20 protein-coding genes are annotated in these 20,542 nt (G+C 59.2%); 8 read left to right on the forward strand and 12 right to left on the reverse strand.

What is annotated here, in order from left to right:
* Positions 1-61 precede the first annotated feature (61 nt).
* Positions 62-808 carry a DUF3120 domain-containing protein gene (locus tag ACVWZU_RS02750; RefSeq protein ID WP_414329009.1) on the forward strand — a complete coding sequence of 249 codons (747 nt, stop codon included), beginning with the start codon at positions 62-64 and terminating at the stop codon, positions 806-808.
* Positions 809-1,136: 328 nt separating this feature from the next.
* On the opposite strand, the gene ACVWZU_RS02755 is transcribed toward ACVWZU_RS02750, so the two are convergent.
* The 4 genes from ACVWZU_RS02755 to ACVWZU_RS02770 form a co-directional block, all read right to left on the reverse strand.
* The gene (locus tag ACVWZU_RS02755) at positions 1,137-1,739 is read right to left on the reverse strand and encodes a hypothetical protein (RefSeq protein WP_457443236.1); all 603 of its coding nucleotides are present in this window, start codon (positions 1,737-1,739) and stop codon (positions 1,137-1,139) included.
* Between the two features lie 53 nt (positions 1,740-1,792).
* Entirely contained in the window at positions 1,793-2,317 is a 525-nt protein-coding gene (gene ilvN / locus ACVWZU_RS02760; RefSeq protein ID WP_011432604.1) for an acetolactate synthase small subunit, read from the reverse strand.
* Positions 2,318-2,481: 164 nt separating this feature from the next.
* A complete protein-coding gene (locus ACVWZU_RS02765) occupies positions 2,482-4,995 on the reverse strand; it encodes a DUF3656 domain-containing U32 family peptidase (RefSeq protein ID WP_457443238.1) in 2,514 nt (837 codons plus the stop codon).
* Between the two features lie 382 nt (positions 4,996-5,377).
* On the reverse strand, positions 5,378-5,569 hold the full coding sequence (locus tag ACVWZU_RS02770) for a hypothetical protein (protein ID WP_011432601.1): 192 nt from the start codon (positions 5,567-5,569) through the stop codon (positions 5,378-5,380).
* A 498-nt stretch (positions 5,570-6,067) separates the two neighbouring features.
* Between ACVWZU_RS02770 and ACVWZU_RS02775 the strand changes: the two genes are divergently transcribed.
* The 3 genes from ACVWZU_RS02775 (at position 6,068) to ACVWZU_RS02785 (ending at position 8,749) form a co-directional block, all read left to right on the forward strand.
* A complete protein-coding gene (locus ACVWZU_RS02775) occupies positions 6,068-6,922 on the forward strand; it encodes a Tic22 family protein (protein ID WP_457443240.1) in 855 nt (284 codons plus the stop codon).
* A gap of 12 nt (positions 6,923-6,934) precedes the next feature.
* Positions 6,935-7,822: a peptide chain release factor N(5)-glutamine methyltransferase gene (prmC, locus tag ACVWZU_RS02780; RefSeq protein WP_414357868.1), complete on the forward strand. Its 888-nt coding sequence runs from the start codon at positions 6,935-6,937 to the stop codon at positions 7,820-7,822.
* Between the two features lie 156 nt (positions 7,823-7,978).
* Positions 7,979-8,749, forward strand: coding sequence for a sensor histidine kinase (locus tag ACVWZU_RS02785; RefSeq protein WP_414419073.1), 771 nt, complete (start codon positions 7,979-7,981; stop codon positions 8,747-8,749).
* A gap of 24 nt (positions 8,750-8,773) precedes the next feature.
* Here the strand turns inward: ACVWZU_RS02785 and ACVWZU_RS02790 are convergent, their stop codons facing one another.
* Positions 8,774-9,277: a YHS domain-containing (seleno)protein gene (locus tag ACVWZU_RS02790; RefSeq protein ID WP_457443243.1), complete on the reverse strand. Its 504-nt coding sequence runs from the start codon at positions 9,275-9,277 to the stop codon at positions 8,774-8,776.
* A gap of 184 nt (positions 9,278-9,461) precedes the next feature.
* Positions 9,462-9,863: a photosystem II protein Psb27 gene (psb27, locus tag ACVWZU_RS02795; RefSeq protein ID WP_414350230.1), complete on the reverse strand. Its 402-nt coding sequence runs from the start codon at positions 9,861-9,863 to the stop codon at positions 9,462-9,464.
* Between the two features lie 65 nt (positions 9,864-9,928).
* Here psb27 and ACVWZU_RS02800 point away from each other — a divergent pair, with 65 nt between their 5' ends.
* Both ACVWZU_RS02800 and ACVWZU_RS02805 read left to right on the forward strand, forming a co-directional pair.
* Complete coding sequence (locus tag ACVWZU_RS02800) at positions 9,929-10,669, forward strand: NnrU family protein (protein ID WP_457443245.1); 741 nt, start codon at positions 9,929-9,931, stop codon at positions 10,667-10,669.
* A gap of 34 nt (positions 10,670-10,703) precedes the next feature.
* Positions 10,704-11,096, forward strand: coding sequence for a thioredoxin family protein (locus ACVWZU_RS02805; RefSeq protein ID WP_041437173.1), 393 nt, complete (start codon positions 10,704-10,706; stop codon positions 11,094-11,096).
* Here ACVWZU_RS02805 and ACVWZU_RS02810 read toward each other — a convergent pair.
* The 5 genes from ACVWZU_RS02810 to ACVWZU_RS02830 all read right to left on the reverse strand — a co-directional run bounded on the left by ACVWZU_RS02810 (position 11,033) and on the right by ACVWZU_RS02830 (position 16,939).
* Positions 11,033-12,628, reverse strand: a complete 1,596-nt coding sequence (locus tag ACVWZU_RS02810; RefSeq protein WP_457443247.1) for a hydantoinase B/oxoprolinase family protein — start codon at positions 12,626-12,628, stop codon at positions 11,033-11,035. The two genes, ACVWZU_RS02805 and ACVWZU_RS02810, sit on opposite strands and share 64 nt — an antisense overlap.
* A gap of 5 nt (positions 12,629-12,633) precedes the next feature.
* Positions 12,634-12,918, reverse strand: coding sequence for a hypothetical protein (locus ACVWZU_RS02815; RefSeq protein ID WP_457443249.1), 285 nt, complete (start codon positions 12,916-12,918; stop codon positions 12,634-12,636).
* 55 nt (positions 12,919-12,973) lie between these two features.
* The gene (locus ACVWZU_RS02820) at positions 12,974-13,513 is read right to left on the reverse strand and encodes a PDZ domain-containing protein (RefSeq protein ID WP_457443250.1); all 540 of its coding nucleotides are present in this window, start codon (positions 13,511-13,513) and stop codon (positions 12,974-12,976) included.
* 240 nt (positions 13,514-13,753) lie between these two features.
* Positions 13,754-14,704, reverse strand: a complete 951-nt coding sequence (pip, locus tag ACVWZU_RS02825; protein WP_457443252.1) for a prolyl aminopeptidase — start codon at positions 14,702-14,704, stop codon at positions 13,754-13,756.
* A 27-nt stretch (positions 14,705-14,731) separates the two neighbouring features.
* Positions 14,732-16,939 carry a glycoside hydrolase gene (locus ACVWZU_RS02830; protein ID WP_457443254.1) on the reverse strand — a complete coding sequence of 736 codons (2,208 nt, stop codon included), beginning with the start codon at positions 16,937-16,939 and terminating at the stop codon, positions 14,732-14,734.
* 167 nt (positions 16,940-17,106) lie between these two features.
* Here ACVWZU_RS02830 and ACVWZU_RS02835 point away from each other — a divergent pair, with 167 nt between their 5' ends.
* The gene (locus ACVWZU_RS02835; RefSeq protein ID WP_457443256.1) at positions 17,107-17,625 is read left to right on the forward strand and encodes an HNH endonuclease; all 519 of its coding nucleotides are present in this window, start codon (positions 17,107-17,109) and stop codon (positions 17,623-17,625) included.
* 166 nt (positions 17,626-17,791) lie between these two features.
* Here ACVWZU_RS02835 and ACVWZU_RS02840 read toward each other — a convergent pair whose 3' ends face one another.
* Positions 17,792-18,025, reverse strand: coding sequence for a zinc ribbon domain-containing protein (locus ACVWZU_RS02840; protein ID WP_457405781.1), 234 nt, complete (start codon positions 18,023-18,025; stop codon positions 17,792-17,794).
* A 1,056-nt stretch (positions 18,026-19,081) separates the two neighbouring features.
* On the opposite strand from ACVWZU_RS02840, the gene ACVWZU_RS02845 reads away from it, so the two are divergent.
* Positions 19,082-20,362: an MDR family MFS transporter gene (locus ACVWZU_RS02845; protein ID WP_011432585.1), complete on the forward strand. Its 1,281-nt coding sequence runs from the start codon at positions 19,082-19,084 to the stop codon at positions 20,360-20,362.
* Positions 20,363-20,542 lie beyond the last annotated feature (180 nt).

A 20,542-nucleotide genomic window follows, 5' to 3' on the forward strand; every position in this document is an offset into this window, starting at 1 on the left:
GAAGAGGGAAGGGCAAAGAAGGTGCTATGTTAACTGATGTAAAGGTTTTTAATATTGCATTTTGTCTTCTACACCTTTTTTACCCCCTCTCCAAGATGAGCCTCTGCTGTCCTCTGAGCGTTTGGCCGGGCTGGATCCCCGCCCTCTCTCGGCTCAAAGGCGTTTTCGATCCCACCATGCCATTGGGGGAGTGGCAGCTCTGCTCGTGAGTCTGCCCGTTTTTGTGCAAGCGCCCCTGGTGCGGTATGCCCCTTGGGTCAGCTTGGTGATGTCTTTGGGCTGGCTGGGCCTTAGCTTGCATCTCTACTCCCAGCCCCGTACCCGCCTGTGGGGAGATTTGCTGTACGGCTTTACCCTGACTTGGCTGGCAGGATCCCTGTATTGGGGCTGGCTGCGCTTTGAGCCTCTTTGGCACATGCCCATGGAAGCCTTGGGGATCCCGATTGTCTGGTGGGGGACACGGCGACGGTTTGCCCGCATCGGTACCTGGTTTTATCTCGGCTCCCTGTGGGGTACGGCGGTTACAGATCTCTACATTCACTCGGTGGGGCTGCTGCCTGAGTGGCGGCAGGCGATGCAGTTTGACCGGTTGGAGCAGGCGGTTGTCCCTTTTAGGGCGGCCCTCGACAAAATGGCTACCCCCTGGGGCCTGGGTTGGGGCATCGGCTTGGGCCTTCTGTTGCTGGGTGTTGGATTGTGGAGAGTCCAGGGATCCCGCCGCTTGCACCATTGGGCATTTGCGGGAGCAGTGCTGAATACCCTGTTGGTGGATGGGCTATTTGGCTGGGGGGCAGCTCTGCTGCGGTGAGCTGGGACATCCCCATAACTGATACATTTACGCTGAACACTGCTGAACATCACTGTTCAACTATGCAGCGATAGCATTCTGTTTGTTTCCATTCGCGTTAGCGGGACGGAGTCCAACCAGAATGGCGGTATCCCGCAAAGCTTTGAGTAGAATACCCAAAGCGCAGTTTCCGTGTCGTCTTACTACCAATTTTCTGCTTTGCTTTGGCTACCATGTTGGCAGACTCGAAAGTAAACAGAAAGATCAACTGGTAGTAATCCGTACTGAACATATTATACATTATTTTCAGTATAGTTGAGCTTATTATTGACTAGAGTCATGCTCTACTTCAGGTGAGAGTAGAAGTATTGGTAGGGCTGGGAGCTCCATCGGACTCCGTCCTGCCGACGTCGGCGGCAGCAGGTGCAGTTGCCGGCAGTGTAGGTTCTGGCCCGGCAGGAGGCAACTCCGGTGCCGGTGCGGGCTGAGGCAGAAAGTCGATGACCTCCCAAGTCTTGGAATCCGGTGAGCTGTAGGCCAGCAGCCACCGTTCGGGCACGGTTTTGACGCGGTCGGGCGAGCGTTGTGTAGCAACAGTTTGTGCCTTTTGGTGGGCCAGGGTGAGCTGGAAGGGATCCCCTTTGCGGCGATAGGGGCGGCGGGATCCCGGCGGATGCACGATTAGGGTGTAGGTACCGCTGAGGTGATGGCCTTCCAGGGTTTCTCCTGAGACTAACAGCAAAGGTTCACGGCGATCTTGGCGGATTTTCACATCCTGCAATTGCAGGCGGGCTGCTAGCTGGTCACTGCCCACCAAGGATCCCACCGGCCCGGACACATGAGCGATCTGATAGGCAAGGGCCTGCTGCACAATCGGCTTTGGCGGTCTAGGGCCGCAGCCGGCCAGCAGCCCCACCAGCACAATAGCCACAAGGCTGAGTGCGCCGCGCACAACCGATCCCTGGCCCCTCCACCCCGACTTCGGCATCGCTTCTCCTGGGGCCATCAGACGGTAACTAAGGTGGGGTGTTGCTTCAAGTATTCCGTATTCACGCCGGACTCGCGGGTGAGAGCCACCAGGCCGGTACGGGCGATCTCACGGATGCCAAAGCTGGTCAACATCTTGATGATGGCCACCATTTTGCCGGGATCCCCGGTTACCTCGAGAGTCAAAGACTCCTCCGCCACATCCACAATCCGGGCGCGAAACATTTGGGCCACATCCATAATGGCGGAGCGGGTATCGGGGCTGGCATTGACCTTGACCAGCATCAGCTCCCGTTCCACGCAGGGAACATGGGTGATATCGGTAACTTTCAGCACGTCGATGAGCTTGTAGAGCTGCTTCGTCATCTGCTCCACATCGTGTTCATCTCCCTGTACCACCATGGTGATGCGAGAGATCCCCGGTCGTTCGGTGGGGCCAACGGTGAGGCTGTCGATGTTAAAGCCGCGACGGGCAAACATCCCCGCAATGCGGGTTAAAACGCCAGGCTGATCCTGCACGAGGGCGCTGAGGGTGTGTTTCACGGCAACCAGAGGATAGAGAAAAAGCTGAGAAGAGGTTGGGGAAGCACCTGGGAATAACAATACCCTGAGGAAATTTTACGCCAACTTTGCCGGAATGTTTTTCGCATTGCTCCGGTCGGAGCACAGCTGCAGAGCCGGCGCCCTAGAGAAAGACAGCGCAGCCGTTAACTCTCCAAAGACCCGCGCGTAACCCCCAATTGGCTGTATAGCTTCAGCTCCTGCCACAGTTGGGATCCGCTGAGTTGACCTTGTAGGAGTTGCTGATAGCGGTGCAGGGTTTGTTGGATCTCGGCGGGGGATTCATGCAAAAATTCGATGCGCAGATAGCGCAGGCCCAAGGCCAATAATTTCGGCACATATTCTGCCCCCGTTTGGGCCTTGCCGTTGTAGAGGGTATTCCGACAGCCGGCATCGGCCTTCAAAATGTGCTCGACATTGGCCCTGTCCCTCAGCTTCACCTCGTGTTTTTCGCATGGGCGACCACAATTGGTGTAATCCGTTCCGCTGGATAAAAAGGCGCAAAAGACGCAGTGCTCCATGTGGAACAGGGGCATATGTTGATGAAGGGTAACCTCATACCTATGGGCGGGGCCGGCTTGCAGCAGGGATCCCAGTTGCTCGTGGTTGAGGTCATAGGAAGCCGTCAGGCGCTCCAGGTTGTAACGGGTTTTGAGATAGTGGGCCGTGATGGGATTGGCCACATTTAACGAAAAATCCCCAATGCAGCGCTGACCGGCAAAGAAACGGAGATGGTCGTAATTTCTCACCAAGTAGCCATCGGCCCCAGCGGCCAACACTTGCTTTAGGATCCAGGTTTCTCCTGGCTTGGTGATGCGGGGCGGAGCGACCCACAGTTCCACCTCGGGATGGGCGGCTTTGGTTGTGCGGATCACCTCCCGATAGCGGCGGGGATCCTCAAACTCCAGATAGATCTGCCTAATACCGCTGGCTATCGCCGCCGGCAGTTGCGCGGGATCCCGCACCAACACCACCAACTGCGGGGATCCCCTTTCGGGCTCCTCCTGAGAAGGCACCAGATCTTGCCAGCGAGCTTCGGGATTGAGTTGCCAGCGCGGGGGCTGAGCTCGCAGAGCTTGTAGGCGTTCCACCGCTTGTCGGCGCATCTGGTTGAGCAGGCTCACCGGCAGCATTACCTCCCCCTGCAAGGCATTGTGCAGGGATCCCAACTTGAAGGGAGTGGAGCCCAAACGGCCCAGTTGCTGTCGCAGTTTTTCGGTGGTGAGGGGTTGGCGGTGGGCAGCTTCCAGGGGCAGCGGCGAATCCACCTGCACCGTATGGCCTTGCTCATCCCGCAGGATCAGCGTCAGCGGGGATCCCACTTGGCCGTGAACCTCCATGTGGACAGGCCGCTGAAAGCGGGGGTGATCCCCGGCGTAGCTTTGGCGCAGGCGCTTTTCCAGTTCCGGGTCGCTGGTCTTCCAGAGGCGATCCCCCACCCGCAGACGTTTGAGATCAATGACCCCCTCTCCAAAGCTGATCCAGGCCAGCCCCTGCTTCTCTTGCACCCGGTAAACTCGCCCCCCCTGCTCCGGCAACTCCGGCTGCCCCTGGTCAAACACCACGCCGTCCCCAGCTTTGAGGGGTGCCTCCAGCCGGATCCCCACCTGATCCTGTTGGATCCCCACCACTTGCCCCAGGTAAACCCCCCGTTTCTTGCCAAACCGCGCGTGCACCAGCTCCTGGTTGTTGATGCCCCGCAGCCAGCCTGTGTAGAGCCCGCGAGAAAAGCTCATCTCCAGCTCGTAGCGTTCCTGTTGCGAGGGCTGCCACGGCTGTCCCACCCCCAGCGCATCCAAGGCCTGCCGATACACCCGCGTTACATTGGCTACATATTCTGGGGATTTCAGCCGGCCCTCAATTTTCAGACAGCGGATCCCCAGCTTCACCAGCTCCGGCAGCACCTCCAGCCCGGCCAAATCTTGAGGGCTGAGCAGATACCGCTTCTCCCCCAAGTCGCGGCGGATCCCGTCTACCACCAGCTCATAGGGCATGCGGCAGGCTTGGGCACATTCCCCCCGATTGGCCGAACGCCCCCCCAGCGCCTCGCTGGTCAGACATTGCCCCGAGTAGGCCACGCACAACGCCCCATGCACAAAGACCTCCAGAGATAGGGAGGATCCCTTCTCTTGCAGATAGGCCTGGATCTGGGCGATTTCCTGGAGGGAACATTCCCGCGCCAGCACCACCACCTCACAGCCCAGCTCAGCGGCAAACTCCGCTCCCACTCCACTGGTGATGGTCATTTGCGTGGAAGCATGGATGGGGAAATCGGGGGAAAGATGCCGGATCAGGCGGGCGATGCCAATATCCTGCACAATCACCGCATCCACCCCCGCCGCAATCATCGAGCGGATGTATCCCTCGGCTTCCGTCAGCTCCCTTGGAAAAACCAGAGTATTCAAAGTAACATAGCCCCGTACCCCCCGCCGGTGCAGCCAGGCCATCAGTTCCGGCAAATCCGCTTCCGTAAAGTTGCGGGCGCGCATCCGGGCGTTGAAGCGCTCCAGCCCAAAGTAAATGGCATCGGCTCCGTTTTCCACTGCCGCCTTGGCACACTCCCAATCCCCCGCCGGGGCCAGCAGCAGGGGCAACTTGGTGGTCAGAGGCGGCGCCTCAAAGTGATCCGTTTCCGCGAAATCTATCCCAGCAGCTTTCATCGGAAGACAGCCCCACAAAGAGAACAAGGGATCCTTTCCCATTCAAAATCAAAAAACCTGAGAGCAGGATCCCCTTGTCTCAGGTCAAGCTGCCTCTGCTGGCGGCCTCTTAACAAAAAACTCGTTCCGTCCGCAAAGGGTCTAGGTGACATACTCCCATCGCTGACCCTACGGGTACAGGGTGGGCTTCTCGCTTCATCGGGGAGCTTTCGCAAGAACCCTCAGCGAGCAGACACGGGATGTCCCACCGCGTAGTCGCACCAGATTCCGGCAAAAGCCGTTTTGTGCAACTGCTCCCATCATACACCATGTGGGGGTATCTGTATCCCGGCACTGACCCTACGTACAGTACGGGGCTTAGCTACCCCCACACCCCCATAAGCTAAGAAGCCACCAGCACATTCAGGATCCCGGTGAGGACGGCGCTGAACAAAGCCAACGTTAGGTAGCGGCCAACAGCCGGGTTGTCACCCAGCAGCCGATCGGAAGCGCTGATGGTGAAAAACAAAGACCAGGCCTGAGTAGCGTTGATGGTCTCAAATTGGTTGAATTCAGCGGTGAAGATCTTAGCCATGACTCAATGCTCCCTACAGCTGTGGGTTCGCACCCCTACCTTAACAAAAGTTAACAGCAGCTGCCACGTTTGCGCGGCTACATCAGGACACCGCCGAACAAGGCTGGAATAGGCAGCGTTTTATGGGAGAGCTGGGTACACAACCCTCGGAGGGATCTGCATCTAGCGTGGATCAGTTGTATGCGACTCCGTATATAGTATTGGGTGATGCGGGATCCCCACCCAAAATAGGGGCTTTGCCCCTCGACAGAGGTCGAGCACATGTTCTAACCTTGGCTTCTAGGGTGGCCCAAGAGCGCTCTTCAAGATAGGTGTGCCGGGGTGTTGTCAGCGATGGCCAACCGGGATCCTAAGGCTGAGAGTGTGCCGCATCGCTAGCCTAAGCCCTGTTGAGCAGGTTTAATCTGGGCAGCTTCTGCTCTGCCCCAGGCTGTTGGTTAGTACTTAAGGGATCTGACCCCATAGCAACCAGAACAAGGCGCGATGCCGGGAGTTGAGATGAGAATGACGCGTTGTAATGTAGTATCGCCTGTGCGCTCCCTCTGCCGCTGTGCAGCTCAGGTGGGCGGCGTAGCCGGGATCCTGATCGGAACAGCTTGGGGGGGTTTGGCTGTGACTCCTGTTTGGGCTCAGGAGAATGCCCTACTGGCTCAGGCAGCCGCAGGCCCCATGAGCCGGCAAGAGGTGGCGGAGCGGCTAAATCTGGTGCCTGTTTTTGCCATCGTGTCTCAGAACGGCACCCCTGTTGTCGCCAATGTGGAGCGGGATGGCCGCACCATCCAAGTGGTTTCCTTCTGGCTGGATCAAGCCCAGGCCCAGCAAGTGTTGGAGCAGGTGAAAGCCAGCAACCCCGAGATAGCCAGTCAAGCCCGGGTAGTGCCTCTCTCGCTGGGGTATGCCTACGAAAAATCGGAAGAGGAGCGCGCCAAGAACAGCGATCTGTATTTTGAGGTGGTGCCTCGGGCTTCTGATGTGGAAGCAGCCAAGCAGGTGCTGAAGGAAACCGGACAAGATGTGCCCCCGGAGGCAATCGGCGTGCCTCTGTTCTATGGCCGCTCCGGCGAGGGGCTGCTGACCATCGAGCAGGATGGCCATGAGGTGGTACCCTTCTTCTTCGACCGCAACGATTTGCGGAGGGCCTTGGATCGGGCGGCGGCGCAGAACCCGGATGTAGTTGGAAAGACCCAGATTGAAGTGACCTCGCTGGCCATTGTGGTAGAGCGTATGCTTGCCCCCGACGCGCAGGCCGATGTGCAGAAAATTGCCTTTATCCCCTCTCGCTCGGCGCTGGAGTACATCCAATCCCTGGCCCGGCCTGCCAATCCTTCTGCAAGTCCCCAGCCTCAGCGTTAACCTAAGCCCCTGATGGGATCCCCGTCTGCTCTGGTGAAGCGGTTAACAGAGTGGCGTGCCCAAGCCCTGAGGGCGGCAAAAGCGGCTGGGATCCCTGCCGAGGAAGTGGAGATTTTGCTCAGGGAACGGCTGGGGTGGGGGCCGTTGGAGCGGCTGATGGGTCGCGCTCCGGCTGGGGAGGGGGATCCCCTGGAGGAGGTGCAGGCCCTTTGGCGGCAAAGGGTGGAAGAGCGCATCCCCCTACAGTATCTGTTGGGCAAAGTTGAGTGGGCGGGCTTGAGCTTGCGGGTGACGCCGGCGGTGCTGATCCCACGCCCGGAGACCGAGCTGCTGGTGGAGCAGGCTTCCCTTTGGCTACAGGCCAATCCTCTGCCGCCGGGATCCTGTTTTGCCGACCTGGGTACAGGCAGCGGGGCGATTGCCATTGCGTTGGCCCATCAGCACCCCCAGTTGCGGCTTCTGGCCGTGGATTCTAGCCCAGAGGCCTTGGCTATTGCAGCAGACAATGTGGCAGCCCACCATCTGCAGGAGCGGGTGAAGTTGCTGCTGGGATCCTGGTTTGTACCTTTGGATCCCTGGCGGGGGCAGCTGCGCGGCCTGGTTTCCAACCCTCCCTACATTCCCTCTGCCGAGCTGGCCTCTCTCATGCCAGAGGTGCGACTGCACGAGCCGCGACAAGCTCTGGATGGGGGAGAAGACGGCCTAGCCCACTTGCGACTGTTGATTCAAGCAGCACCGGATTACCTGGCCCCGAACTCCTTTTGGGCGGTGGAAGTGATGCGAGGCCAAGCCCCTTGGGTGGCGGAGCAGTTGCGAGATAGGGGCTGTTATCGGCAGATCCAAGTTCACCGAGATCTGGCCGGGATTGAACGGGTGGTCAGCGCCCACTTCGTCGGATAGAAAAGGGTAGGATCCCATAAGACAGGGTATTGCCGCAGCCCGATTGCCTCAGCGGGACGTAGTCCTCACTGTCCAAAACTCAAAGATCCAAACCCAAGGATCTGAACCTCGACGGGATCCCCCGTCTTTCCTTCGGAGCACCTCTTGAGGAAAACCTTGCCTGCAGCCAAACCCGATCCACTCCCCCAGCAGGCTGCCTCTGCCGACAAGCAAGAGGCTGTGGATTGGCAATTTGCTTTTGAACGCTCTGAGGTGATGCGAGCCTTTCAACAAGAGTTGCTCGTCAGCATCGGCCATGAGCTGCGCAACCCCCTCAGCAGCCAGATGGGATCCCTGCAGTTGGTGTTGTCGGATCTATGTGACTCTCCCGAAGAGGAGCGGGAATACCTTCAAAGTGCCAAAGAGGCGGTAGAGCGCCTGATCAAGCTGCTTGAGGAATACACCCGCCTGGCTCGCCATGACCTGCCCATCCAACCTCTGCGACCGGAACCGACCCGACTACGCCCCCTCCTGCAGGATGTGTACAGCCTAACTCGCCTACAGGCCCAGGATCAGGGCATTCGCTACGAATGGCCGGCCCTACAACCCACCTCGGCCTTTGAGGTGCCCCTTCTCCCGGACAGCCTCACCGTTTGGGCGGATCCCCACGGCTTGGTGCAGGCGCTTCTGGGAGTGTGTCGCTGGGGCATCCGCACCCTACGCTATGGTTCGATGGCTCTGCACCCCTATCCCACCGCAGAAGAAGAGGGGCGACTGTGCCTGGGGTGGAACCTTGAGGGGCGATGCCATGTGCCCATTCAGACAGAGGGCTGTGCCGTCTGGCGGGTAAGCGAGCGGCTCCTGAGAGAAATGGGAGGCCAGCTGGAACTCTGCGAAAGCGGCCCCTACCGAGTTGGCATCAAGGTGACCCTGCGCCTCGCCCATTGAACCCCAGGCCAGAGGGACTTGGGCCTATCGGCTTCTCAAAGCTGGCCAGTTGGCATCTGCCCTCTTGATCAAGCCGGGGATGTCGCGCTCCCAGTTACGCTGTACCCGCTGGTTGGCGTTCAGGTACAGCTTGTCATCAACAATTTTCCAGGCAAAGGGATCCACCGGGTAAAGGTAGTTGTGGGCCACGGCCCAGGCACAAAACCCGCCGTACTGGGGGGCAAAGCGCTCTGGGTCGTTGCGAAACCGCTCCCGATTCTCGGCGCTGGCAAACCTCCAGGTCACCCCTCCCCACTCCCATTCATACTCTGGGGATCCCTTGACCGGCTTGCCGTCGATGAAATAGGCCACCGGGTCATAGCCCCGCAGGGCCAGGCCATCCGTTGCAAAAAAGGGGCCCGGGGATCCCTCCTCGACAGCCCCAACGACCTGTCCTTGGGCTGGGAGAGACAGGAGCCAAGCTGGGTGAGAAGCAACAGCCCCAACCATCAGCAGCAGCGGGATCAAAGCCCAACGATTTTTGACCATCACAACCTCCCAAGTCCTCAATCGAAAATCGAAATGAGCAAGAAAGCCTTACTCTTCCCCTTCAGGTTCCAAAAGACATCTGACAAAAGACATCTGAGGAGATGCTGGCTTCCGGGGACTGGGAACAGTTTGGCCACAGCGAGGAGATTTGCCTGTGATTTGGATCTCGGAGATCTAAAAAAGCTCAACCTTCTCGGCGCAGGGCCAATTCGGCCCGATCCAGTTGCATTAGCACCCGCTCCACCTTTTCGGGGTTGAGAGGTCGACTGGAAGTGCGGTACTGGGAGGCCAGCGTGTTAAACACCGTGCGCAAAGTGGTAAAAGACTGCAGCTTATCGTAGCGATGGCCGTGGTAGCGCCCAGAAAACTCCTGGATGGCTTGCATGGCTTCCGCTCGCGCCTCTTCCGGGTTCATCAGGGGATCCCCTTCTGAAAGGACGGTGCGTAGGGTTTGGATCAGGGTCATGCTGTCTTCGTAATACTTGCCGGTGAGACGGGCAGCCTGAGCAACTGAGCTCGCTGAGCCCAGCAAAAGGGCTACAGACAGGAGCAGGCTGACAAGACGCAGAAAAAAAGTTTTGAGCATGGGGAACCTAATGTAACTTACTTTTAAGCATAAGCCACAGCAACACCAGAGGAGTCACCCAAAAGATGCTGTTCACCCCCTTCAGCGACTTTCTGCAGAAGCTGGGCCAGTACGGATCCCATTGGACAATGCTGGCCCTAATCTTGGGATTTGCCTGTGCTCACAGCGGACTGGCCTACTTGCGACCCTGGGGGGAAAGCCGGCTGGGATCCCGTCTGTACCGCATCTTCTTTGCTCTGGTGAGCCTCAGTTTGGCACCGCTGTTGCTCATCTATTTTTTCAACCACCGCTACGACGGGGTGATTCTCTGGGATCTCCAAGCCGTCCCGGGCATTCGCACCACCGTTGCTCTTTTGTCTGCCCTCTCTTTTTTCTTTTTGTATCCGGCCACCTTCAACTTGCTGGAGATCGCCGCCATTCGCAAGCCGGAGATCCACCTGTTTGAAACCGGGATCATCCGCATCACCCGTCATCCCCAAATGGTGGGCCAGGTGATCTGGTGTGTGGCCCATTCCCTGTGGATTGGCTCCAGCTTTATGGTGGTGACCTCGCTTGGGCTCATTGCCTACCACCTGTTTGCCGTTTGGCATGGGGATCACCGCCTGGAGCGGAAATACGGGCAGGCCTTCCGCGATCTCAAGGCGCGCACCTCCGTGATCCCCGGCTTGGCCATTCTGCAGAAGCGACAGCAACTGCGCCCGCGAGAGTTTCTGCGCTGGGCCTATTTGGGGGTATTCAGCTTTGTATTGATTCTTTATGCTTTCCATCCCCAAATGGTTTCTGCAGCCAGCCAAGTTGCCTGGTAGCATGATCCCAAAGAACTTCTTTAGTTTGGGAGTGATGGCCTTGCAAGTTGCTTTAGATGCTTTTAATCAAGAACTTTTGACAAGTGATGGGTTGGTTTTGGTGGATTTCGGCGCCCCTTGGTGTGGCCTGTGTCGCTTCATTCAGCCGATTACCGACCGTCTCGTAGCCGAGTGGGGAGGGGCGGTCAAAGTACTGCGGGTGAATGTAGACGACAATTTTTGGCTGCCGCGCCGCTATCGGGTGCGCTCTTTGCCAACCCTAATTTTGTTTGAGAAAGGTCAAGAAGTGCAAAGGCTGGAGCACTTCGCCAGCCGCGATGAGGTGCTTCGCCGCTGCGAGCAGTTGTTTCTTGACCACCTGCGCTACCTGGGTTCGGGAGCCTGCTCATCCTCGTTTGAGCCCCAAGCCCCGCCGCCCGGCGTGTAGAGGGTGATCACGTCGCCGGCTTTTAGGGAGCGGCTGATTTTGCCAGGCAAGGGATCCCCATTGATGAGGTTGATCCCCACTTGGCCTGGCCCGCCTCCCTGTTCTCCTTGGGGGGCATAGTGGCGCCGCTCGGTGAGCAGGGAGAGGGTGCAATCTTGTAAAGTCTGGATGGATCGGATCAGTCCCCACCCGCCCCGCTGTTGGCCATGGCCGCCGGAATCCTGGCGGAGCTCGTAGCGCAGCACCCGCAGGGGATACTCCAACTCCAGGGCTTCGATGGGGGTGTTGAGGGTATTGCTCATGCCCACGTGGACGCCATCCAGGCCCGGTCGCTGTCGGCTGGCCCCCTGACCACCTCCCAAGGTTTCGTAGTAGGTGAAGTGGCGGTTGCCCAGCACACAGTTGTTCATGGTGCCCTGCCCCTGAGCGATGCTCCGCAATCCGGCCACGGGAGCCAGAGCTTTGAACACCACATCGGCAATGCGCTGCGAGGTTTCCACATTGCCCGCCACCACTGCTGCCGGAAACTGGGCATTCACCAAGCAGCCGGGCGGCGCCACGATCTCGATGGGATCCTCCAAGCCGACATTGCTGGGGGCCGTGGGATCCAACAGACAGCGCAGGGCAAACAACACCGCCGAGCGGGTGACGGCCAGGGGCGCGTTCAGGTTTCCCGCCATGGCCGGAGCAGTGCCGGTGAAGTCCACCCGCAGCTTCTCGCCCTCTACTTCCACCTGCACCCGAATCTCAAGGGGCGCGGGCGGATCCCCGTAGCCCTCCAACCAATCCTCAGCCGTGTAGATCCCATCGGGCAGAGCCTGAATTTGCGCCCGCATCCGCCGGCGGCTGTACTCGATGACCCCTGCGATCAACTGCCAAGCTTCCTCTTCTCCAAAGCGGGCCAGCAACTCCCGAAACCGGCTCATCCCCACTGCGCTGGCCCCCACCTGGGCCTGCAGATCCCCCCGCCGCTGCTCGGCATTGCGCACATTGGCCAGAATTAGGCGCAGCAGATCTTCTTGCCAGTACAACTCTCCTTCTAGAGAGAGCCCAGCCAGCCGTACCGGCGGGATCACCAGCCCCTCTTGCCAAAGTTCTGTGGAGTCGGCGGGCATGGAGCCAGGGCGCATCCCTCCAATATCAGCGTGATGAGCACGGTTCACAGCATAGGCGCAAATCCGGTCGGGATCCCTCCAGCCGGGAATGGCCGCGACCACCGTAACGTCCGGCAGATGGGATCCCCCCTGGTAGGGATCGTTAAGGACAAACACATCTCCGGGGCAGGGGTCGGCTGCCACCACCGCCCGCACCGCCTGCGAAAGGGCGCCCAAATGCACCGGGATGTGAGCTGCCTGGGCAATGCAAGCCCCTTGCGAGTCAAACAGAGCTGTGGAGCAATCCCGCCGCTCCTTGATGTTGGCCGAATAAGAACCGCGGATGAGGTGGGCTCCCATCTCTTCGGCAATCCCCGCCAGAGCGTTGGCCATGACCTGCAACCGGATGGGATTGGAGACAGGACGGTTGCTATCCATATCCCTCAAAGCCTACGCCCCAGCCAAACGGCCACCCTGCGGATCCCTTGCCAGAACTGCAAACGACGCTGCCAGCGGGCAAGGGTACGGCGATTCTCGCGCAGACGATCCCGCAGACGCAGCAACTCAGCGGGAGTGGGAGCCAAGGCCTGTTGAGCTGCTTCTCGCCAATCGGCCATGGCCCGCTCCGTAACCCCAAGAGCCGAGCGCAGGCTCAAAATGATGGGGATAAGGGCGATCAGAGCCAGAAACAGCAGCCCGTTAAGAGCACAAACTGCCCAGACGGCCATCCTGAAACTCCCATCGGCATTTACGGAGGTCTCCGGGTAGGGATCCCGACAAGGCTCACTGCTGCTGCAGCATCAAGGGGCGCAACACACGGCCATCCCCCACCACAACCACCGTTGACAGCACCTGCCCGCTGCGACGGAAGGTAATCGGCACCGATTGGCCCACCGGGGTGTTTTGAATGATTTGTTGCACATGCTGCACGGAGGTGACCCGCTGCCCATCCACGCCAATCAGGATATCGCCCTGGGCCAGACCGGCTCGTTGAGCAGGACCATCCTGGAGCAAGCCGACCACCTGCACCCCCTGAACTCGAAGTGCGGGGCCGAACAGACGACGGCTGATGGCGCTCTGGGCTTGCTCGCCGTTCACCGTTTCAATGGCAACTCCAATGAAGCCGTTGCCGACAGCATAGGAGGCAGGCGACCACTGGACCCCGAAGCTGTTGGCGTCGCTGCTGACCTGAACCGTGGAGCCGTGGTGGTTGTAAGCTTCACCCCCAACCGAGTCGCAGGGGTAGGCCACAACTGCATCTGCCAGCAAGAAGGAGATGGGCAGGGCTAGGGCAAGCTTGAACAGATGGGTTGGTTTCTGCATGGTTCGACCCTGGAAACGGTGAAGTAGAAATGAGCTTGAATCCGCGAAGCACTTGGGTGGATGCACCAGCCAGGTGTGGGCAGCTTGCACCGCCCCTCCCTCAGTGATAAACCCAAAATCGCCAACTGTCGATAGGCTTGGCCGTGCTTCTGGGCTGGATCCCAAGGTTTTGCCGGCCTTCCTGTAGCAATTCTTCAAGGTCTTGGGATCCCTGGCAGCACTGGGTTGGCTCGGCGGGGCTCACAAACCGGCAAAGCGATCGGTGGCTTCCAGGAGGGCGGTGCGGATTCCGGGCTCGGTGATGGAATGGCCAGCATCGGGGATCATCCGAAACTCTGCTTCTGGCCAAGCCTGATGCAGCTCCCAAGCAGAGATGGGCGGGCACACCACGTCGTAGCGCCCCTGGACGATCACCGCCGGCAGATGCCGCAGCCGTCCCACCCCCCTGAGGAGCTGATCCTCCGGATCCAAAAAACCGCCGTGGACAAAGTAATGGCACTCAATGCGGGCAAAGGCCTCGGCAAACTCTCCCCGACCAAAGCGCTCGATGAGCTCTGGGCTGGGGATCAACTTGCTGGTGCTGGCCTCCCAGACGGACCAGGCGCGAGCTGCCCTCAGCCGTACCTGGGGATCTGGGTCGTTTAGGCGGCGGTGGTAGGCTGCCAGCAGGTCATCCCGCTCTTCGGGAGGGATCGGCTCCAGGTAATGTTCCCAAGCGTCGGGGAAAAAGTAGCCGGCCCCCGACTGGTAAAACCAGCGGAGCTCAAAAGGGCGCAAGAGAAAAATGCCCCGCAAGATAAACCCCAGGCAGGATTGGGGGTGGGTTTGCCCATAGGCCAGGGCAAGGGCACTGCCCCAGCTGCCCCCGAACACAAACCAGCGATCAATGCCCAGATGCTGGCGCAACTTCTCGATATCCGCCACCAGATCCCAGGTGGTGTTCTCCCGCAGCTCGGCATAGGGGCGACTTTTCCCGCAGCCCCGCTGATCGAACAGCACCACCCGCCAGCGGCTGGGATCGAAATACTGCCGGTAGATGGGATCGATCCCGCCTCCAGGCCCCCCGTGCAAAAACACCACCGGCTTGCCTGCCGGGTTGCCGCACTGCTCGTAGTACAGGGTGTGGAGGGAGGAAACCGCCAGAAAACCTTGATCGTAGGGCTCGATGGGGGGATAGAGATCGCGCGACATAACTTGAAGCTCTGCTGGTCATCACTCTCAGGGTCTGCGCAGGGCAATGGTGGCCTTGGGCGGGATCCCTTCCTGAAAGGTCTCGCCATCCGCGGCCAGGATGACAAATTGCAGCTCCTGACCCGGCTGGGCGCCCAAATTGCTCCAGGGGATGGCCACCTCCAAACAGGCATCCACCACCGCCTTCACTTGATGGCCGATGGCGTGCCAGGTGTGGTACTCCCCTGCCTGCAAGAGCTGGGCTTGCACCTCTGCCGGATGCTGGCCGGTGCCGGGAGGCGGCAGTGACAACCGCAACAGGTGGCGGTAGTGGTAGTTGAGAGGGGCTTCTGCCGGCAATCCCTGCAGGGGAATGGGGCTGTTGACGGTGACGCGGTTGGGATAGAACCACAGCACCAGCAATTGCCTGGGCCGCTGCACCACCGAGTTAAAATCCAGCCGCAGATAGAGGTTGAAGTGATCGAACCCGTACCAGAGGCGACGAACAATGCTGTTGCGGTGCATGGTGCCTCGGGCCGCTCCAATCTCCACCCGCCCGGCTTGGCTCCACTCCCGTTCTGCCGGACGACCGTTGATGGCCGGGTGGATAAACCCCTGCGGCAGGCGATCCCCTAGGCCGTCATGATCCTCCAGGGGAAATTGCAGCACGGTCGGCACCGCCTCTCCCAAAGCAGTGTAGAGCGCCTGCAGGTGCTCCCGAAACAACTGGTCGAAAACGGCATCATGGGCGGAAGAGTGGCCTGCCCCAAACCACCAGAACCAATCGGATCCCTCGGCGGCCCAGAGGGCCTCCCAGGCTTGGGGATTGGCGCGGGGATGATCCTGAATCACCTGACGGGCTTGGGCCAGAAGCTCCCAAGCGCGGTTTTTGACGGGATCCCCAATCCAGGTGGTGAAGTCCGCCTCGATCCAGGAGCCACTGTGCAGCTGCTCTGCCGGCAAAAACTCAGTGGGAGGAAACTGATCCAGAAACTCGGAGACCGTCACCAAGCGCAGCGCCGGGTGCTGGCTGAGGCGGGTATAGAGGTTTTCCAAGAAGGGCCGGCCATCTTGGGGGTAGTACTCCCAGCAGTTTTCCCCATCCAGAGCGATGGTAACCAGCCAGGGCTGCTCCTGGGGCAGGCGGTTGCGGATGCTCTCCAGATGGCCAATGAGATCTTTGGCGGCAGCATCGGCGGGCATGGCGCTGTAGCTGAAGCCAATCAAATCCGAAAGGCGGTGATCCCGAAAGACAATCGCCAAATCCCCCCGCTCGGTTTCCAGGCGGTAGGGGCGGTAGAGCTTCTCCGGCTCCAGAATGTGGCCCTGCCCATCGCGGTGAAACGGTTGACCCAGGCTCCACCCCAAAACCCCTTCGTCGGAGATGATCCACTCAAAGCCCTGTTTTTGCACAATCGGCACAATGGCAGGGCTTACGGATTGCTCGGAAGGCCACAGGCCCCGCGGCTCGCGGCCAAAGCGCTCCCGATAGATCTGCTTAGCCCGCTCCAGTTGGGTGTGGACATCCTGCTCCCAGTGAAAGGGGTAGCGAGGCAAAGGCAACCCTGGCCGAGCCACCCGCGCCGAGCGCTCGCTCACCAACAGGGGCAAGATGGGGTGGGTATAGGGGCTGGTGGTCAGTTCCAGTTGGCCGCTGCTCTGCAGTTTGGCGTGTTGGGGCAAGATGGCGCCGAGGATCTGTTGTTGCTTGGCGTAGATCCGCTGCCGATCCGCCAGGGTAAAACCGGATCCCATTTTGATCCAGCCCTCGATCTCAGGATCCTCCTGAAAGAGAGGATCAAACCAAGACAGGTTGTGCCAGGCCAGCAGATCGCTGAAGTCCTGCGGAGTCCAGTACTGCAGACACCAGTTCACCCCCTGAGATTCCCGTTGGTTGTAGAGCTGCCGATAGCGGGGATAGGGCTCGATCATGGTGGGGTAGTGGCTGTCGAAAAAACGCTCGACCACAAAGCGCAGTTGATCGGGGCCGAGCTTTTCGACAGGGGATAGGGTCAGTTCCAGGTAAGGATCAAAAGCCGAGCCGGCCACATACTCTTCGATCTGTAGAATCAGGGAGGGCACCAGGTTAATCGTTTGGTGCAAGCGGGGATAGCGCTCCAGCAGCAAGACCAAGTCCAGGTAATCTTTGATCCCGTGTAGGCGCACCCAAGGCATGCGATATTTACCCGCCACCGGACTTTTGTAGAGGGGTTGGTGTTGGTGCCAAACCAGGGCGACGTGGAGCGGGTAAGTCATGGGCGGTACGGGATCCAACCATCACCCGGATACTAGCCCATCTGTCTGGCTGGCGATCGTAAGAAACTCTTGAATGTCTGAGCTCTGCCGGTGTCGATGGCGGTGGGGAAAAGCTTGCCATTCGCAAGATTCCTCAGGAGAATGGCGGCAAATGGAAGAGCTAAGCCATGACTGCCGCTACCCACCTTCTGGAACAGTCGATCGTTGTCTTTTCCCAAAACTATTTGCCCATCAGCCGGGTCAATATCAAGCGGGCAATCGTGCTGCTGCTAACAGGCAAAGCAGAGCCGCTCTCGATGATGAATGTGCCGGTGTGGAAGGTGCGCTCCCCCAACCAGGTCATCGAGGTGCCCGAACATATTCGCCTGACCATCAAGGGCAAAGAGCGCGCTTGGCGCGTGCCCCCTGTGAATCGGCGGGAGGTTTTGCGGCGGGATCACCACACCTGCCAGTATTGTGGCAGCACCCACAATCTGACCTTGGATCATGTCGTGCCCCTCTCCAAAGGGGGATCCCACAGTTGGGACAATGTGGTGACGGCTTGCGAACGCTGCAATCAACGCAAGGGCAACCGCACCCCTGAAGAAGCCAACATGCCCCTGCGCAGCAAACCCCGTGCCCCTCTCCACCCGACGGTGGCTTTTGCAGAACAGTTTTGGCGCGAACACCAAAGTCGGCAAGAGTGACATCCTCCCGGCGCTCATCCTATGGACAGAGCGCGGGCCACCCTTCCCGTCAGCAGGACGGAGTCCTTACCTCGCGGTCGGGCATTCCTGCCCCACGCCACTTGTCTGGGTCTACAACCCCCGACAGAACAACTGGACAGGCGGTTCCCCTTCCCCAGCCTCCCCCCTAGGCACTGCCAGCTCGCAAAACAACCTCTAATCCACCCAGCACAGTTCCCAAGGCTGAGGCTGAGTCCCGATGCACCCGGTACCGGCATTCAGGGCACTGAGGCCCCCCGACGGCCCAGCTGTTGCTAACCATCCCCCAGCACTTGCAACCGATTTGGCCGCTTCCTTTGGGGTCAACCTTGGCAAAGTCCACCCCACCCTTCCAGCAAACCCACTCCAGAAGGCAGAGAATCTATCCCCAGGCAGCCTCGACGCAATCCTTGGGCAACATCCCCCTTGCCCAGCCCTTGGCCTTGAGGTCTTCCACAAAGATCTTCCACAAAGAAAAGATAGAGAGGGTCTGCCCTCGGTCTCAACGCCAATGGGCCCTCTGGAAATGAAACTCTTGGCAACCATTGGCAATGCCCTGCTGCATCCTGGCAACCTGCAGTGGTGCTCTCTTCCAGTGGCAAGACCCCTGCTGTTTTCTCGCCCCCCTGGGTTGCAGCCTTCTCAGCTGGCCTTGCAGGGCTTTGAAGCCCTTGGGCCGTTCCCAAAAGCGCCCTCTGAAGTCGTCAGGAATTGCTCCAAAACCAGGTCAATCCCCGTCGTCCGCCCGTGAGCTGGTTTGTTGGGAGGCATCTGGATAAGCCCAGTACTTGTAGGTTACCGCCAGCATAAGTAGGCTTTACTACAGATTTCGCTCAGGGGTATGGCGGGGATCCATGTATCCCAGTGCTCACCCTGCGGCTAGAGCATGGGACCTATTGCCCCCGCACCCCCGTTAGTTAAAATTGTTGGTACTAGAACTGTAAGGCACAGCTTCTTCTAGCTTTGTCCAGGTTTGCGGCTGAGCTACAGGTGCTCTGTTGTGGGCAAAGGGAACTTGCGCCTCGGCTGCAGCAAGCAAGATGGGGGTTGGCTTCCTGCAAGGACTTCGTCCCGCTGACGCGATCAGCAGGTTTTGGGAAAGGTTGAAGGTTGTAAGTTGGCTCAGAAGAGGACTGGGTGTTTTGGGGCAGATGAAAAGTAGCTTAGTGCAGCTCGATTATCGAGTTTATAAGTTGGCGCGGCTGTTGAGCGAATATATTGGACTCCGTCCCGCTGACGCGATTGGAGTTGGGGAAATGGGTTGCCCTGTCTGCTGGCTCGCTGGGTGAAGAGCCTTCTGGCAACGAACATCAAGCCTGGCTGCACAAATTTTCAGTTTACTTGTCAGAGCAGGCTCCTTGCCCTGGCCTCAAGGATCGGGATCCCGTAGGCTAGGTAGGCCCTCCCCTGCTGCACTCAACATCCTGCTGCACTCAACATGTGGATCCCTTCTTGGTGGCCGAAGCTCAGTTTTCAGGTTTGGCTGATCTTTATCGGTCGGCTGCTTTCCCAAACTGGAACCGGCTTTACCTTGTTTTATGCCAGTCTCTTTTTTGTGAATCAGGTGGGGCTGACCGCCACCCAAGTGGGCCTGGGGCTAGGCATTATGGCTTTTGCCGGGGTGTTTGGCCGCATCCTGGGCGGCTCGATGGCCGATGGAGCTTGGGGGCGCCGTTCCACTTTGATCCTCTCTCTGGCTATTTCCACCTTGGGGTCGTTTGGGTTTGCGCTCTCCTATGACTTCTGGAGTTTTGCCCTGGCCAATATGGCTGCAGGCTTGGGGCAGGGGTTGTACTGGCCGCCTGCGGAAGCGATTGTAGCAGATCTAACCACTCGTGAGCAGCGCAACGAAGCCTACGCTCTCAACCGTCTGGGGGATAACCTGGGCCTCAGCCTTGGGGTGGCTATGGCCAGCACGCTGGTGGCTCTGACGGGGGCCTATCGGCTCTTGTTTGTAATCGACGGTGTCACTTTTCTAATCTTTCTGGCAGTACTTTGGTTTTTTATCCGGGAAACTCGGGCGACTTGTCCGGCAGCAGAGCCTGTGTTGGCAGGTTGGAAAACCGCCCTTAGAGATCGCTCCCTTTTGGTGTTTGGCCTGTCGAATATCCTGTTCACCACCTATGTGGCCCAGCTCAGCAGCAGCATGCCCCTTTACTTCCGCAATGGGGTAGGGATCCCAGAGGTGCAAATCGGCATTTTGTTTGCCTTGCATGGGGCCTTGATCGCTCTGCTGCAGATGCCGGTGGCCCGTTGGTTGAATCGCCGGACGCGCATCCAAGGGTTGCAGGGATCCGCCCTGATGTGGGGGGTGGGATTTCTTTTGGTTTGGCTTAGCGGTCTGGCGGCGGAATTGGGGGCTCCGGCCCCGGCGGTGGCAGTCTTGGCGCTGGCGGTGCTCTCTTTGGCGCTGGTGAGCTACAACCCCTCTGCCTCTGCTTTGGTGGCGGATTTGGCGCCGGATCACTTGCGGGGGGTGTATCTGTCGGTCAACTCCCTCTGCTGGGCGGCGGGGTTTGCTCTTGGCCCAATGATTGGGGGGATGGCCTTGGACTTGCCGCAACCGTGGGCAAGCGGGTTGTGGATCTTTTGGGTGATCACCGTCAGTTGGGTTTGGGGGATCCTCCGCTTTCTGAACCGCATTCTGCCCTGCAAGGTGAATAGGGCCGCAGTGCCTCCGGTGATGGAGCCCGCTCCCCTCGGTGACGCAGAACGCTAGAGCACAGGAAAGAAGCAGATTTTGGGATCCCAGTCTTGGCCAACAGCTGGTTAGAGTATGGATGTCGAACAGGAAGGCTAGTTCTGCTCTTGTACCCTGCAATTTGGTCTCAACGGTGGAGGATCTGAATCATGAGCTTGATTGGCAACATCATCTGGCTAATCTTCGGGGGTTTGGTAA

The sequence above is a fragment of the Thermostichus sp. MS-CIW-26 genome (assembly GCF_054059115.1).